The organism is Azospirillum thiophilum (assembly GCF_001305595.1).
Classification (GTDB): Bacteria; Pseudomonadota; Alphaproteobacteria; order Azospirillales; family Azospirillaceae; genus Azospirillum; species Azospirillum thiophilum.
On the sequence record NZ_CP012401.1, the window covers coordinates 1,400,836 to 1,414,942 of the forward strand.

Annotated in this window: 15 protein-coding genes; 12 read left to right on the forward strand and 3 right to left on the reverse strand. The window is 70.8% G+C overall.

Features of this window, described 5'->3' with window-relative positions; genetic code table 11:
• Positions 1-29: 29 nt before the first annotated feature.
• Positions 30-1,535, reverse strand: a complete 1,506-nt coding sequence (locus tag AL072_RS06480) for a DEAD/DEAH box helicase (protein WP_045581024.1) — start codon at positions 1,533-1,535, stop codon at positions 30-32.
• Positions 1,536-1,842: 307 nt separating this feature from the next.
• On the reverse strand, positions 1,843-2,406 hold the full coding sequence (locus tag AL072_RS06485; protein WP_245636784.1) for a superoxide dismutase family protein: 564 nt from the start codon (positions 2,404-2,406) through the stop codon (positions 1,843-1,845).
• A gap of 141 nt (positions 2,407-2,547) precedes the next feature.
• On the opposite strand from AL072_RS06485, the gene AL072_RS06490 reads away from it, so the two are divergent.
• The 10 genes from AL072_RS06490 to AL072_RS06535 all read left to right on the forward strand — a co-directional run bounded on the left by AL072_RS06490 (position 2,548) and on the right by AL072_RS06535 (position 12,001).
• Positions 2,548-2,970 carry a Fur family transcriptional regulator gene (locus tag AL072_RS06490; protein WP_045581023.1) on the forward strand — a complete coding sequence of 141 codons (423 nt, stop codon included), beginning with the start codon at positions 2,548-2,550 and terminating at the stop codon, positions 2,968-2,970.
• Positions 2,967-3,191 (forward strand): hypothetical protein, encoded by a 225-nt coding sequence (locus AL072_RS06495; RefSeq protein ID WP_045581022.1) that lies wholly within the window; start codon positions 2,967-2,969, stop codon positions 3,189-3,191. The genes AL072_RS06490 and AL072_RS06495 overlap by 4 nt, the downstream gene beginning before the upstream one ends.
• Before the next feature lie 309 nt (positions 3,192-3,500).
• The gene (locus AL072_RS06500) at positions 3,501-4,319 is read left to right on the forward strand and encodes a phage capsid protein (RefSeq protein ID WP_045581021.1); all 819 of its coding nucleotides are present in this window, start codon (positions 3,501-3,503) and stop codon (positions 4,317-4,319) included.
• A 148-nt stretch (positions 4,320-4,467) separates the two neighbouring features.
• Positions 4,468-4,740 (forward strand): hypothetical protein, encoded by a 273-nt coding sequence (locus AL072_RS06505; protein ID WP_045581020.1) that lies wholly within the window; start codon positions 4,468-4,470, stop codon positions 4,738-4,740.
• Between the two features lie 35 nt (positions 4,741-4,775).
• Positions 4,776-5,345 (forward strand): phage connector family protein, encoded by a 570-nt coding sequence (locus tag AL072_RS06510; RefSeq protein WP_045581019.1) that lies wholly within the window; start codon positions 4,776-4,778, stop codon positions 5,343-5,345.
• Positions 5,346-5,358: 13 nt separating this feature from the next.
• Entirely contained in the window at positions 5,359-7,254 is a 1,896-nt protein-coding gene (locus AL072_RS06515; RefSeq protein ID WP_045581018.1) for a phage tail protein, read from the forward strand.
• Between the two features lie 20 nt (positions 7,255-7,274).
• Complete coding sequence (locus AL072_RS06520; RefSeq protein ID WP_045581017.1) at positions 7,275-8,072, forward strand: hypothetical protein; 798 nt, start codon at positions 7,275-7,277, stop codon at positions 8,070-8,072.
• Between the two features lie 26 nt (positions 8,073-8,098).
• Positions 8,099-10,129: a glycosyl hydrolase family 28-related protein gene (locus AL072_RS06525; protein ID WP_045581016.1), complete on the forward strand. Its 2,031-nt coding sequence runs from the start codon at positions 8,099-8,101 to the stop codon at positions 10,127-10,129.
• On the forward strand, positions 10,126-11,649 hold the full coding sequence (terL, locus tag AL072_RS06530; RefSeq protein ID WP_045581015.1) for a phage terminase large subunit: 1,524 nt from the start codon (positions 10,126-10,128) through the stop codon (positions 11,647-11,649). The genes AL072_RS06525 and terL overlap by 4 nt, the downstream gene beginning before the upstream one ends.
• Positions 11,650-11,680: 31 nt before the next feature.
• A complete protein-coding gene (locus AL072_RS06535) occupies positions 11,681-12,001 on the forward strand; it encodes a hypothetical protein (protein WP_045581014.1) in 321 nt (106 codons plus the stop codon).
• A gap of 29 nt (positions 12,002-12,030) precedes the next feature.
• On the opposite strand, the gene AL072_RS06540 is transcribed toward AL072_RS06535, so the two are convergent.
• The gene (locus AL072_RS06540; protein WP_045581013.1) at positions 12,031-12,249 is read right to left on the reverse strand and encodes a hypothetical protein; all 219 of its coding nucleotides are present in this window, start codon (positions 12,247-12,249) and stop codon (positions 12,031-12,033) included.
• A 344-nt stretch (positions 12,250-12,593) separates the two neighbouring features.
• Between AL072_RS06540 and AL072_RS06545 the strand changes: the two genes are divergently transcribed.
• Positions 12,594-12,968, forward strand: coding sequence for a DUF952 domain-containing protein (locus AL072_RS06545; RefSeq protein WP_045581012.1), 375 nt, complete (start codon positions 12,594-12,596; stop codon positions 12,966-12,968).
• Positions 12,965-14,038, forward strand: coding sequence for a quinone-dependent dihydroorotate dehydrogenase (locus AL072_RS06550; protein ID WP_045581011.1), 1,074 nt, complete (start codon positions 12,965-12,967; stop codon positions 14,036-14,038). The genes AL072_RS06545 and AL072_RS06550 overlap by 4 nt, the downstream gene beginning before the upstream one ends.
• Positions 14,039-14,107: the final 69 nt, after the last annotated feature.

The window sequence follows — 14,107 nt, forward strand, 5'->3', positions numbered from 1 at the left end:
GGGGCCTTTTTCTTGTCGATTACCGGGCGTCAGGCGGCGCTGGGCTTGCGGCGCATCGGCGTGTTGCCGCCGGGGGTGCCGGCCGCGCGCGGCGCCGGCTTGCCGCCGCCATTGCCATGCGAGACGGCGTGCGGAGCCGGGCGGCGGTCGTGGCGGTTCTGGTCGTTGCGCGCGGCATCGGCGCGCGCGCCATCGGGGCGACCGCCGTTCGGCTTGCCGGCCTTCTGCGGCGCCTTGGCGGCCTGCGCCGCAGGCTTGGCAGCGGCACCCTGGGCGCCCGCCGGCTTGGCCTGCTGGCCCTGCCGGGGCTGCTGGTTGCGGTTGTTCTGGTTGCGGTTGCTGCCCGGCGCCTTCGGGCGGGGCGGCGGCTTGCTCGACGCGTGGATCTGCGCCACGTCGACCGCGTGATAGGGATGCTCGGTGTCGGCCGGGATCGGCTGGCGGATCGTCTTCTCGATGTCCTTCAGGTAGCCGACCTCTTCATGGTCGCAGAAGGACACCGCGCTGCCGTCGGTGCCGGCACGGGCGGTGCGGCCGATGCGGTGGACGTAGCTTTCCGGCTCGTTCGGCAGGTCGAAGTTGATGACGTGGCTGATGCCGTCGATGTCGATGCCGCGCGCCGCGATGTCGGTCGCCACCAGCGCCCGCAGCTCGCCGGCGCGGAAGCTCTCCAGCGCGCGGACGCGGGCCGACTGCGACTTGTCGCCATGGATGGCGTCGGCGGCGATGCCGGCCTTCTTCAGATGGTCGGCGATGCGGTCGGCACCGTGCTTGGTACGGGCGAAGACGATGGTGCGGGCCATCGCCGAATCCTCCAGCAGGTCGGCGAGCAGGCGGCGCTTGTCGCCGCGCTCCACGAACAGGACGCGCTGGTTGATGCGTTCGACCGTGGTCGATTGCGGCGTCACTTCGATCCGCTCGGCATCGGTCAGGATGCTGTGTGCCAACTCGACCACCGCGTCGGGCATGGTGGCGGAGAACAGCAGCGTCTGCCGGTCCTTCGGCAGCACCGCGACCACCTTCCGCACGTCGCGGATGAAGCCCATGTCGAGCATGCGGTCGGCCTCGTCGAGGACGAACACCTCGATCGCGCCGAGGTTGACGTGGTTCTGCGCCATCAGGTCGAGCAGGCGGCCGGGGGTGGCGATCAGCACCTCCACGCCGCGGGCGATGGCGGAGACCTGCGGGCTCTGGCCGACGCCGCCATGGATGACGGTGCGGCGCAGCGGCAGATGGCGGCCGTAGGTGGTGAAGCTGTCGCCGATCTGCAGCGCCAGTTCGCGCGTCGGGGTCAGGATCAGGACGCGCGGCGACTTGGCGGCCACGCGCTTCTTGTTCTGGAACAGCCGCTGCAGGATCGGCAGCGTGAAGGCGGCGGTCTTGCCGGTGCCGGTCTGGGCGAGGCCGAGCACGTCGCGGCCGGCCAGCAGAAGCGGGATGGCGCCGGCCTGGATCGGCGTGGCCGTGGAGTATCCCTCCTCCGCGACGGCGCGCAGAAGAGGCTCGATCAGGCCGAGGCCGGAGAATTCGGTCATGGAAGCGATGGTCCTGGTCACCAGAATGGGGGCCGCGCCAGGAGGGAGCGGCCGGGCTTGCGCGCTCCGCGGCGGGTTGGCGCGGAGCCGTCGGGCGGCGGGCGAGATGGCACGCGCAAGTCCTGCGCGGCGCCGGGCGCCGTCCGACTCTGGACACATAGGGCCGGCGGCTTGATTTGGCAAGAAAACTCGGCGCGCGGCAGGCGTGCGCAGGGTGGAACGGCTTGGAGGAGGGGGGTGGGGAAGGAGCGCGGGCCGCCGCGGGGGCGCCGCGGCATAGCGTCGCGCCCCGGTGCGCCTTCGAGCCTTACGGCTTCTTGATGACGCCGCAGGCGATGCGGTCGCCTGAGTTGCCGGCCGGCTGGCTGAGATAATCGTCGGGCTGGGCATGGACGACGATCGAGGTGCCGCCCTGCTTGAACAGGCCGTCGGCGCCGTCGGTCAGCGTCACCATGTGGGTGATCGCCTCGAACCCGGCCTTGCCGGACTCGTTGGCCCAGATGTTGGGAAGCTCGCCGTAATGCATGTGCTCGGCTTCGAGCCCGTGCTTGGCGCCCTGGGCGGCGAAATGGCCGCCGGCAGCCTTGAAATCGGGCGTGCAGGCGCCGTTCTCATGGATGTGGATGCCATGCCAGCCCGGCGCCAGACCTTCGAGCTGGCCATGCACCAGGATGCCGTGCGGGAATTTGGTGAAGGTGACGGTGCCCAGCGGCTTGCCCTGCGCATCGGCGACGGCGGCCTGGGCGGCAGGGGCGGGAGCGGGGGCAGAGGCGGGAGCGGATTGCTGGGCGAGTGCCGGAGCGGCCAGCAGGGCCAGTCCGGCGCACAGCAGGGCCGGGGCGGTCCATGCGCGGGTCATGAGGCGGGTCATGAGGGGCGTTCCTCCATGTTGGCCGGGCCGCGGACGGCACCGGCGGAACAGCGACATCGGGTCGCCTGCGAAACCGCTCTGGGATTGCGAACGGTTTTCAGTATGATGGGGGTCTCGGCAAGCAATGACCAGGGTTGGGTTATGACGTCGCGTCTGGAAGCGTTGTGTATGGAGAAGGGGCTGAAGATGACCGGGCAGCGCCGTGTCATCTCCCAGGTGTTGTCGGAGGCCGACGACCATCCCGACGTCGAGGAGGTGCATCGCCGGGCGGTCCGGATCGACCCGCGCATCTCGATCGCCACCGTCTACCGCACCATGCGGTTGCTGGAGGACGCGCAGGTGATCGAGCGCGTCGATCTCGGCGACGGCCGCGCGCGGTACGAGGAGGCGACGGCCGATCACCACCATCACCTGATCGACACCCGCACCGGGCGGATCATCGAGTTCGCCAGCCCCGAGCTGGAGGCGATGAAGGAACGCATCGCCCGCGAACTCGGCTACAAGATCGTCGGGCACCGGCTGGAAATCTACGGCGTGCCCCTGGATGAGGAGGAGCGTCCATGACCGACCCCCGTTTCTTCGAGGTCGACCCGCCTCCCGCCGACGTCATCGCCTGCCGCGATGCGGTGCAGCGCTGCTATTCCGGCCTGTGCCGCTGCGGCCAGCCGGAACGCTATGCGCTGGAGGCCGCAGTCACCGTCTATCGCTATCACCATCCTGAAATCCCGCCGGCCCAGGCGGAGACCATCGTCAGCCATTGGGTCGCCGGTCCGGTCCGGCACTGAGACGGTTTTGTGAAAATAGTCCTTCCTCGAAGCGGCTAAAAATCCTACAACCAGCCTTGTCAAGGCGACAGCTCCATCCATCCGGACCTGACGCCTGACGGCACCAGAGCTCCCCCCTCGCTTCGGTCCGAAAAGGGCCGGCCGGAAAACCGAAAGGCCCGGCCGGCCCTTTTCATTTTCGCGTTCCGCCCGCGGCCGGCGGTGCGTCCCTCGGCGCACTCCGACAACCGGATGGCGGAACGAGCCCCTCCCGCATGGTCTCCCCCTGCGCCCGCGGGATCCGCAGGAACGCGAAAGGAAAAATCACCCATGTCGACCACGATCGCCCAGGCGTTCGTCAAGCAGTTCGAGCGCGAGGTCCATGAAGCCTACCAGCGCATGGGCTCCAAGCTGCGCAACACGGTGCGCGGCAAGAACAACGTGCAGGGTGCCTCCACCGTCTTCCAGAAGGTGGGCAAGGGCGCGGCCTCCACCAAATCGCGCCACGGCGCCGTCCCGGTGATGAACCTGGACCACACGCCGGTCGAGTGCGCGCTGTACGACTTCTATGCCGGCGACTGGGTCGACCGGCTGGACGAGTTGAAGACCAACATTGACGAGCGGCAGATCATCGCCAATGCCGGCGCCTATGCGCTGGGCCGCAAGACCGACGAACTGCTGATCGCCGAGCTGGACAAGTCGACCAACCATGCCGGCGCCGCCACCGACGGCCTGACCAAGGCCAAGGTGCTGGAGGCCTTCGAGATGATGGGCGAGGCCGACGTGCCGGACGACGGCCAGCGCTATGCCGTCGTCGGCTGGAAGCAGTGGAGCCAACTGCTGGGGATCGACGAGTTCGCCAGCACCGACTATGTCGGACCGGACGAGCTGCCCTGGCGCGGCACCCAGGCCAAGCGCTGGCTCGGCACGCTGTGGGTTCCCCATTCCGGCCTGACGCTGAACGGCGGCGTCCGCCTGTGCCATTGGTACCACAAGACGGCGATCGGCCACGCGGCGGGTGCCGACGTGAAGACCGACATCACCTGGCACGGCGACCGCGCGGCGCATTTCGTCAACAACATGATGAGCCAGGGCGCCGCGCTGATCGACGGCTCGGGCGTGGTGACGCTGCGCTGCCTGGAGAGCTGAGCCGCGGCGTCGTGCCTTTGCTCGACGCGCGACGCCGCAGCTTCTCACTGAATCCTCCCCATGCATCCCCCTCACCCCGACCCTCTCCCCGGGGGGGAGAGGGGGATGTCGGCCGTATTCCCCACACAAAATCCGGAGTCTTCCGTCCATGGCCTATGCGTCCAAGGATCTGAGCGTGCTCGCCTACGCCAACGGCTTCACGCTCTGGCACTACACCACCCCCGATGCGGCGACCGACGTCGATACCGCCGGCTATTTCAACGGGGCGGCCGGCCTGCTGCGGGCCGGCGACATGATGCTGGCCAATTGCGCCGCCGGCACCGTCACCCCGGCGGCCGGCATGCTGGTGGTCGCCTCCAGCAGCGGCGGTGCGGTCGACGTCGCCAACCTGACGCCGTTCGGCGGCACCAACAGCGACTGATCCTTATCCTCCCTCCCCCAACCGGAGACCAGCCCATGGCCCTCACCGCCATCGGCCTGTGCGGCCGTGCGCTGATCAAGCTCGGCGCCACCGCCATCGCCTCCTTCGACGACGGCTCCGCCGAGGCGGAGGTGGCCGCCGCCCTCTATGGGCCGGCGCGCGACGCGCTGCTGTCGGCCAACGCCTGGAGCTTCGCCAGCGTCCAGGCGACGCTGCCGCGGCTGGCCGAAGCGCCGGTCGCCGACTATGCCTGCGCCTTCCAGCTGCCGGCCGATTTCCTGCGGGCGCTGGGGGCGGGCGGCGGCGGGCGGGGGCGCGGCCTGTCCTATCGCATCAACGGCCGGACGCTGTTGTGCGATGCCGCCGCCGTCACCCTGTCCTACATCGGCCGCCCGGCGGAGGAGGATTTCCCCGCCTTCTTCGACCAGGCGCTGATCGCCCGGCTCGCCGCCGAGTTCTGCCTGCCGCTGACCGAAAGCTCGACGCGGGCGGAGCTGCTGGCCCAGCTGGCCGAGGCCGAGTTCCGCCGCGCCCGCCAGATCGATGCCCAGCAGGACAGCCAGCCCGGCTTCGAGGATTTCACCCTGATCGATGCGCGGGCATGATGGGGAGGGCGTGATGGGACGGCTGCATCAGGTCAAGACCAACTTCACCGCTGGCGAGGTGTCGCGCCGCCTGCTCGGGCGCGGCGACCTCAAGGCCTACGACAACGGCGCGCTGGCCTTGCGCAACCTGTTCATCGACCCGACCGGCGGGGTGACGCGGCGTTCCGGCCTCGCCTTCACCGCGCCGGCCCGCGGCGACGGGCGGCTGGTGGCGTTCGAGCGCAACACCGAGCAGACCTATCTGCTGCTGTTCACCGGCGGCTGGATCGACGTGTTCCAGGGCGGGGCCAGGCTTGCCTCCATCGCGGCGCCCTGGACGCTGGCGCAGCTGGCGCAGATCACCTGGACGCAGAGCGCCGACACGCTGCTGGTCTGCCATCCCGACCTGCCGCCGCGCAAGCTGGCGCGCGGCGAGGACGGGGCGTGGACCCTGTCCGAATGGGTCTTCGCGGTCGAGGGCGAACTGGTCCGGCTGCCCTTCCACCGCTTCGGCGATCCGGCGGTGACGCTCACCCCGTCGGGCACCGCCGGGGCGGTCACCGTCACCGCGTCGGCCCCGGTCTTCGACCCGCGCCACGACGGCACCCGCATCCGCATCAAGGGCAAGCAGTTGCTGGTGACCGGGGTCGTCTCGCCGACCCAGCTCAACGCCACGGCGAAGGAGACGCTGGCCGACACCCAGCCGACGACGGTCTGGGAGGAGCAGGCCTTCTCACCCCTGCGCGGCTGGCCGGTGTCGGCCGCCTTCCATCAGGACCGGCTGGTGATCGGCGGGTCGCGCGACCTGCCCAACCGGCTGTGGCTGTCCAAATCCGCCCGGATCTGGAACTTCGACCTGGGCGAGGGGCTGGACGACGAGGCCATCGAGTTCGGCATCCTGTCCGATCAGGTGAACGCCGTGCGCGCCGTCTTCTCCGGCCGGCATCTGCAGGTCTTCACCTCGGGCGCCGAGTATATGGTGACCGGCGACCCGCTGACGCCGCAGAGCATGCAGGTCAACCGCCAGACCCGCATCGGCTCGCCGCTCGACCGTGCCATCCCGCCGCGCGACGTCGAGGGGGGCACCCTGTTCGTGCCGCGCAACCGGCGCGAAATCCGAGAGTTCCTCTACACCGACACCGAGGCGGCCTATCAGGCCAACGACCTGGCGCTGCTGGCCCGCCATCTGGTGGTCAACCCGCGCGACCAGGATTACGACCAGAACCGCCGCCTGCTGTTCGTGGCGATGGAGGACGGCGCGCTCGGCGCGCTGACCGCCTACCGGGCGGAGAGCGTCACCGCCTGGACCCGGCTGGAGACCGACGGGGCGGTGCGTTCGGTCGCCGCGGTCGGCGACGAGGTCTATCTGCTGATCGACCGCCGCGGCGTGTGGAGCGTCGAACGCTTCGACGACGGCCTCAACCTCGACGCCGCGATCACCGGCGAACGGGCGGAGCCCGCCGCTGTCTGGGGCGGCCTGGCCCATCTGGAGGGGCGGAGCGTCGCCATCGTCGCCGACGGGGTGGTGCGCACCCCCGCCACCGTCCAGGCCGGTAGCGTCACGCTCGACCCGCCGGCGGCCAGGGTCGAGATCGGGCTGCCCTACAGCCACCGGATCGAACCGCTGCCGCCCAATCTGCTGGGGCAGGCGGCCGGGGCCGATCTGATGCGGCTGGTCGCCGTCACCTTCCGGCTGGAGGAGACGGCGGCACTGCGCGTCGATCTGGGGCGCGGGTTGCAGGACCTGCCGCTCCACCGGCTGGGGCCGCAACCGGCCGGCGGGGTGCCGCCGCGCGTGTCGGGAGACCGCCGGCTGCGGGCGCTCGGCTGGCGGTACGACACCGATGTCCCGCTGTGGCGCATCGAACAGGATGCGCCGCTGCCTTTCACGCTGCTTTCCGTAACCATGGAATTGAAGGTGAACGACTGATGGGTGGAATAGCTCCCCTCGTGACCACGGCGCTGCCACTGGCGAACTCGGTGATCGGCACCGTGCGCAGCGCCAGTGCCGGCACCGGCACCAGCCAGTCCGGCTCCGCCGCGCAACAGGCCGCCGCGCAACAGGCCGCGGCCGAGCTGGAATACAAGCGCCAGCAGGATGCCGCCGCCGCCGCCGCGGCCCAGGCGGCGCTGGAACAGAAATACCGCGAGGAAGCGGCGGCGGCCGAGCGCAACGCCCAGGCGACGGCCACCGCCCGCCAGCAGCAGGCCCAGCTGGAGGCCGAAGCGGAGGCCCGCGCCTGGGCGCGCGAGGACGAGCTGCGCCGACAGGACCAGGAGCTTCGGCGCCAGCAGGACGAGGCCGCCGCCGCCGCGGCCCAGGCGGCGCGGGCCAGGGAGATGGACGATTACCGCTCCGGCCAGGAACAGACGCTGGCCCAGCTCCGCGCCAGCCAGTCCGAGGCGGTCCGCACCCAGGAGACCGACAGCCAGACCCAGCTCGCCCAGCTGACCGCCGCCGCCGATGCCGCCGAACAGCGCCGGCTGGCGGCGCTGCGCCAGGCGGTCGGCAAGACGCGCGCCAGCCTGGGCGCCCGCGGCGTCACCGGGCAGGACGGGTCGGGCGAGGCGATCCTGCTCGGCCTGACCAACGCCAGCGACGCCGAAGGCAAGGACGCCCAGGCCGCCAGCCAGCTGAAGCGCGCCGCCATCCAGCAGAGCCTGGACGAGGTGAAGCGCCGCAACCTGCTGGAGCTGTCGCAGCTCGCCGACCGCCAGCGGCTCGACTATCTCAGCAAGTTCTTCTGACGACTCCTCCCTCGGAGCCCCTCCCGATGTCCACGTCGCTTCTCATCCCGCGCGGCACGCCGCGCGTGCAGTATCTCGCCGACGGTGTGCAGCGGGTCTTCACCTACCCGTTCCCGATCTTCGCCGACGGCGACCTCCAGGTCTTCCTGGGCGCGGCCCTGCAGGGCACCGGCTATGCTGTCTCCGGTGCGGGAACCACCGCGGGCGGGGCCGTCACCTTCGCCGATGCCCCGGCCGAGAACATCGTCGTGCTGCTGCGCCGCCGCTTGCCGATCGAGCGCAGCAGCGATTTCGGCGAGAGCGGGCCGCTGCCGGCCTCCGCCCTCAACGGCGAGCTGGACCGGCTGACCGCCGCGCTCCAGCAGGTGGCGGGCGACCAGGAACTGATGCTGCGCTATGCCGACAGCGACCTGCCGGCGTCGGCCCTGCTGCCGGAGCGCGGCTTGCGCCAGGGCAAGCTGCTGGCCTTCGACAGCGCCGGCAATCCCACCGTCCGCCCGCCGGTGGACGAGGAGGCGCTGGCGACCTATGTGCCGCCGGGGGCGGGTGCCACCGCGCGGCCGGTGCGCGACAAGCTGGCCGATCTCGTGTCGGTGAAGGATTTCGGGGCGGTGGGCGACGGGCTGGTCGACGACACGCTGGCGCTCCAGGCCGCGCTGACCTCGGCCCGCGCGGTGTTCGTGCCGCCGGGCACCTACCGCATCGTCAATACGCTGACGCTCGGGTACGGGCAGACGCTGTACGGGGTGGGGCAGGCGTCGGTGATCCGCGGCGCCTCCAACGGCTTCGACCTCGTCCACCTGCCGGACGGCTACGCCACCCTGTCGGCCCTGCGGCTGGAGCGGGGGCGGGCGGGGGTGCGGCTGTTCGGCCGCGACGGTCCCTGCGTGCAGAACGCGCTGGCCGACCTGACGCTGTGGGAGCCGGAGACCGGGCTGCTGTTCGACGGCTATGACGACCCGAACCTGCCCTGCTACTGGAACAACATCGCCCGGGTGCTGGTGGCGCGGCCGTCCCGGCATGGGGTGTGGCTGACGCGGACGGGGGCCGGCGACACGCCGAACGCCAACCGCTTCCATGCCGTGCGGGTCTATTCGCTGTCGGCGCCGATGACCGGCTGCGGCTTCTTCGTCGAGCAGGGGCGCTTCAACAACGCCTTCTTCGATTGCGAGGCCAACCTGTGGCCGGAGGCGGAGGCCTGTTTCCGCGTCGGCTCCGTCACCGACAAGACGCTGATCGTGAATTTCTACGCCGAATCGCTGGGCGGGGTGCCGAACCTGCAGCTCGACGCCGGGTCGGTCGAGACGGCGGTGGTCAACCTGTTCTCCGCCTCGGCCGGGCCGGCGATCCTCGACCGCTCGGGCGGGCGCTACACCGCGGTCAATGCCGGATATCCGGAGAAGAACCGGCTCCAGCGCAGCCGTGTCACCGAGCTGGTGGTGGAGGCGCTGCGCTACGACACCGAATTCGTCGAGCCGCTGACCGGCGGGGTGGTGGCGCTCGACCTCGCCAGCTCGGTCTATCTGGCGAGCGCCTATGGTGGGCCGGTGGAACTGCGGTTGCCAAAGGCCGATGCCGCGAACGGCCATGCGGTGACGGTCAAGCGCACCGACGCGTCCGCCAATCCGCTGACGGTGACGGAGACCGGCGGACCGGGGCCGGACGGGCGCACGCTGGCGCTCGGCAACCGCTATGACTTCGTGACGCTGGTGTCGAACGGGGCGGGCTGGTGGATCGTCGCCGGCAACAACCCGCCCGGCAACGCCGGCTATCACGAGGGCGCCGGCCTGTTCGAGCCGGACCTGACCCGGCAGCTCTATCTGGTCAGCGCCTGGAGCGGCGCGGTCGAGGTGCGGCTGCCGGCCCCGTCGGCGCCCCACGCGGTCGGCCGGACGGTCACCATCAAGAAGTCCGACACCGGCGGCAACCGCGTCACCGTCACCCAGGCCGGCGGCGGCGGCCCGGACAGCGAGGCGATCGCGCTGGCCGGCCAGGGCCATGCGGTGACCGTGATGTCGAACGGCGCCGGCTGGCACATCCTGGGGCGGAATCCATGACGGAGGGCGAGGATACCGGCTTTCCCGCCTTCATCCGCGGCTGGAACGCCATGGTGGAGCTGAAGACCCCCGCCCACCATGACCGCATGGCGCGCTGGCTGGAGGCCTGCATGGCCGGGCCGAATCGGCGGATGCTGCTGATGGCCTTCCGCGGCTCGGGCAAATCGACCCTGGTCGGGCTGTTCGCCGCCTGGCTGCTGCTGCGCGACCCCAACCGCCGGCTGCTGGTGCTGGCCGCCGACATGAAGCTGGCGATGAAGATGGTGCGCAACGTCAAGCGCATCCTGGAGCGCCACCCCGAGGCCCGGCACCTGAAGCCGCCGGCCAACGAGCGCGACCAGTGGGCGGCCGGCCAGTTCACGGTGGTTCGGCCGATGGAGCTGCGCGATCCGTCGATGGCGGCGGCCGGCATCGGCGGGAACATCACCGGCAGCCGCGCCGACGTGGTGATCTGCGACGATGTCGAGGTGCCGCGCAACGCCGACACCGCGGTCAAGCGCGCGGTCCTGCGCGAGCGTCTGTCGGAGTTGGAGTATGTGCTGGTGCCGGGCGGTGCCCAGCTCTATGTCGGCACGCCGCATGCGCAGGACAGCCTCTATGCCGAGGAGGGCGGCGACGGCGGACAACCCTTCCTCGACGGCTTCGACCGGCTGGTCCTGCCGGTCTACCGCGAGGAGGCCGACGGCCGCCGCATCTATGCCTGGAAGGAACGCTTCGGCGAGGCGCATGTCGCCCGCATCCGCAAGACCACCGGCCCCAACAAATTCGCCAGCCAGATGCTGCTGCTGCCAGTGAGCGTCGCCGACGGCGTGCTCGACGTCGACCGGCTCGGCCGCTACGACGCGGAGCTGGACTATCGAGAGGCGCTCGGCCGGGCGGTGCTGACGCTCGGCGGGGTGCGGCTGGTCTCCGCCACCTGCTGGTGGGATCCGGCCTTCGCCCGGCCGGGCGGCGAGGGCACCGGCAAGGCCGGCGACGGCAGCGTCGTCGCCGCGGTGTTCGGCGGCGAGGATGGCCGCTTCTACCTGCATCGGGTGCTGTATCTCGCGGTCGATCCGAAGGCGGAGGAGACCGAGGCCGACCAGCAATGCCGGCAGGTCGCCCGGTTGATCGCCGACGCCCATCTGCCGGCGATCCACATCGAGATCAACGGCATTGGCCGCTTCCTGCCCGGCCTGCTGCGCGAGCGGCTGCGCCACGACCGGCTGGCCGCCGCGGTGGTCGAGCAGTCGAGCCACACGCCGAAGGCCCGACGCATCCTGGAGGCGTTCGACGCCCTGCTGGCCGACCGCCGCCTGCTGGCCCACCGGCTGGTGTGGGAAACGCCGCTGATCCGGGAAATGCGCGACTGGCGCCCGGACGGCCGCTATCGCGGGCCCGACGACGGTCTGGACGCGGTGGCCGGCTGCCTCGGTGCCGAGCCCCACCGTTTCGACCGCTCCGTCCGGTTGCCCGACCGTCGCTCCGACTGGCGCGGCGCCGGCATGCCGACGGTCGCGGCGGCCGACTGGGAATTGTGACCCTGCCTTACCTCAACGACGGGAGACCCCGATGCACGACACCTTGACTGCAGGCCTCGATCTGGCCTGGTGGATCACCGCCGTCGAATTGCCGGCGATGGGCGGGCTGTTCTGGATGATCGTCCGCGCGCGCAAGGACGCCGACAGCGGGCTGGACGATCTGCGTGCCCGCGCCGAACAGGCGCAGTCACAGGTGCGCGAGAGCCTGGCCGCCTACAAGCTGGAGGTCGCGAAGACCTATGTGTCCTTCGCGACGCTCAAGGATGTGGAGCAGCGCCTGACCGACCATCTGCTGCGGATCGAGACCAAGCTCGATTCGGGCTTCAGCCCCTGCGAGGGCGGACGGCGCTGACCGGTTGGCGGCTGTTGGGCCGGGCCGGCTCAGTCGGCGTGGTGGATCATCGCCTGGTAGATCTTCCAGGCGACCTCGACCGACACGCCGCCGGCCCGTGCCCCGGCGGCCAGCATCGTGGCGCTCGGCTTCAGCGGGACCGCGGTCTGGCCCGGCTCGCACAGCGCGCCCATGGCGGTGACCGATGCGCCCAGCTCCACGTCGCAGGGCTTGGTCTTCTTCATCAGGCTCATGGAAATCGCGTTCATGGCGGGTCCTCCGTTGTCTTGCAGCTGTTACAGCAAAAGCGGTGCCACTTTTCGGCGACAGGCTCCGGCCAGTGGAAACGTTGGCTTTGCACGGGGAAGCAGGCCGATGCGGCTGGTCCGGCGGCTGCAAAAACCAAAAATACCCGCAAAATGCCGTTTAATTTCGCGAGGGCTTTGCAAAATGCAACGCGCGACGCGTGCGCAGTTGCAATCGGGGAGTCGATCTTGCGTTGTGGTGACGCCCGGCCGGGGAGGAGCATCCCGCCGCGGTCATCCGGCGCGGCGGCCCTGCGGCTTCGATGCGTCTGGCCGGTCGCCGTGCATTGGGATAGTGTCCGGCCATCATGACCGACCGCATCATCCACCATATGTGCCGCAGGGACGAGTGGGACGCCGCCCGCCCGGCGGGCAGCTATCCCGGCTCGTCGCAGGATGCCCGGGACGGGTTCATCCATTTCTCGACCGCCGGCCAGGTGGTGGAGAGCGCCGCCAGGCACCGCGCCGGCCAGGACGGGCTGCTCCTGCTGACGGTCGACGCCGACCGGCTGGGCGACGCCTTGCGCTGGGAACCGTCGCGCGGCGGACAGCTGTTCCCGCACCTCTACGGGCCGCTGCCGGTCGGCGCCGTGCTGCGCGCCGACCCGCTGCCGCTGGGGCCGGACGGACACCACGTCTTCCCCGCCGGCTTCCCCTTCACCCTTCAGGACCTCGTTCCGTGATCGACCTCTATCCGCTTGCCGGGCCGCTGCTGTTCCGCTTCGACCCTGAGACCGCGCATGGCCTGACCATCAAGGCGCTGAAGACCGGGCTGGTTCCGCCGGCGCGCGGCAGGGACGAACCGGCGCTGCGCACCCGCGTGTGGGGGCTGGACTTTGCCAACCCGGTCGGGCTGGCCGCCGGCTTCGACAAGAATGCCGAGGTGGTCGACGCCATGCTCAATCTCGGCTTCGGCTTCGTCGAGCCGGGCAGCGTCACCCCGCGGCCCCAGCCCGGCAACCCGCGCCCCCGCCTGTTCCGGCTGGTGGAGCAGCGGGCGGTGATCAACCGCATGGGCTTCAACAACGAGGGGCTGGAGGCCTTCGCCCAACGGCTGGAGCGCCGCCTCGAGTCCGGCAAACGCGCGCCCGGCATCGTCGGCGCCAACCTGGGCAAGAACAAGGACACGGCCGACGCCGCCGACGATTACGTGATCGGCGTGCGCCGGCTGGCGCCGCTGGCCGACTATCTGGTCGTCAACGTCTCCTCCCCCAACACGCCGGGCCTGCGCGCGCTCCAGGGCCGCGATCCGCTGCGCGCCCTGCTGGAACGGGTGCTGGAGGCTCGGGCGGCCTGCAGCTTGACCCGCAACCCTCCGCTTCTGCTGAAGATCGCCCCCGACCTGACGGTCGAGGACAAGGGCGACATCGCCGCGGTGGCGCTGGAGTCCGGCATCGACGGGCTGATCGTCTCCAACACCACCATCGCCCGGCCCGACGGCATCCCGGCGGCGCTGCGCGGCGAGGCTGGCGGCCTGTCGGGCGCTCCGCTGTTCGAGCCCTCGACCACCGTCCTGCGCGAGATCTACGCGCTGACCGGCGGCAAGCTGCCGATCGTCGGCGTCGGCGGCGTCGCGACCGGCGAGGACGCCTATGCCAAGATCCGGGCCGGCGCCTCGCTGGTGCAGCTCTATTCGGCGATGGTCTATGCCGGGCCGGCGGTGGTCCACCGCATCCGCCGCGAGCTGACGGAGCTGCTGCGCCGCGACGGCTATGGATCGGTCGCCGAGGCGGTGGGGGCCGATCACCGCTGAGGCCGCGCAGGACGGGCCGGGCGGCGGCGTAGCATTAACGGATCGTCAAGCGGGTGCCCCGACAGTGGG

Coding starts and splice junctions, on each gene's coding strand:
- AL072_RS06525 (WP_045581016.1), top strand. CDS start 8,099: ATGTCCACGTCGCTTCTCATCCCGCGCGGCACGCCGCGCGTGCAGTAT.
- AL072_RS06500 (WP_045581021.1), top strand. CDS start 3,501: ATGTCGACCACGATCGCCCAGGCGTTCGTCAAGCAGTTCGAGCGCGAG.
- AL072_RS06485 (WP_245636784.1), bottom strand. CDS start 2,406: ATGACCCGCCTCATGACCCGCGCATGGACCGCCCCGGCCCTGCTGTGC.
- AL072_RS06505 (WP_045581020.1), top strand. CDS start 4,468: ATGGCCTATGCGTCCAAGGATCTGAGCGTGCTCGCCTACGCCAACGGC.
- AL072_RS06490 (WP_045581023.1), top strand. CDS start 2,548: ATGACGTCGCGTCTGGAAGCGTTGTGTATGGAGAAGGGGCTGAAGATG.
- AL072_RS06545 (WP_045581012.1), top strand. CDS start 12,594: ATGACCGACCGCATCATCCACCATATGTGCCGCAGGGACGAGTGGGAC.
- terL (WP_045581015.1), top strand. CDS start 10,126: ATGACGGAGGGCGAGGATACCGGCTTTCCCGCCTTCATCCGCGGCTGG.
- AL072_RS06480 (WP_045581024.1), bottom strand. CDS start 1,535: ATGACCGAATTCTCCGGCCTCGGCCTGATCGAGCCTCTTCTGCGCGCC.
- AL072_RS06515 (WP_045581018.1), top strand. CDS start 5,359: ATGGGACGGCTGCATCAGGTCAAGACCAACTTCACCGCTGGCGAGGTG.
- AL072_RS06535 (WP_045581014.1), top strand. CDS start 11,681: ATGCACGACACCTTGACTGCAGGCCTCGATCTGGCCTGGTGGATCACC.
- AL072_RS06540 (WP_045581013.1), bottom strand. CDS start 12,249: ATGAACGCGATTTCCATGAGCCTGATGAAGAAGACCAAGCCCTGCGAC.
- AL072_RS06510 (WP_045581019.1), top strand. CDS start 4,776: ATGGCCCTCACCGCCATCGGCCTGTGCGGCCGTGCGCTGATCAAGCTC.
- AL072_RS06495 (WP_045581022.1), top strand. CDS start 2,967: ATGACCGACCCCCGTTTCTTCGAGGTCGACCCGCCTCCCGCCGACGTC.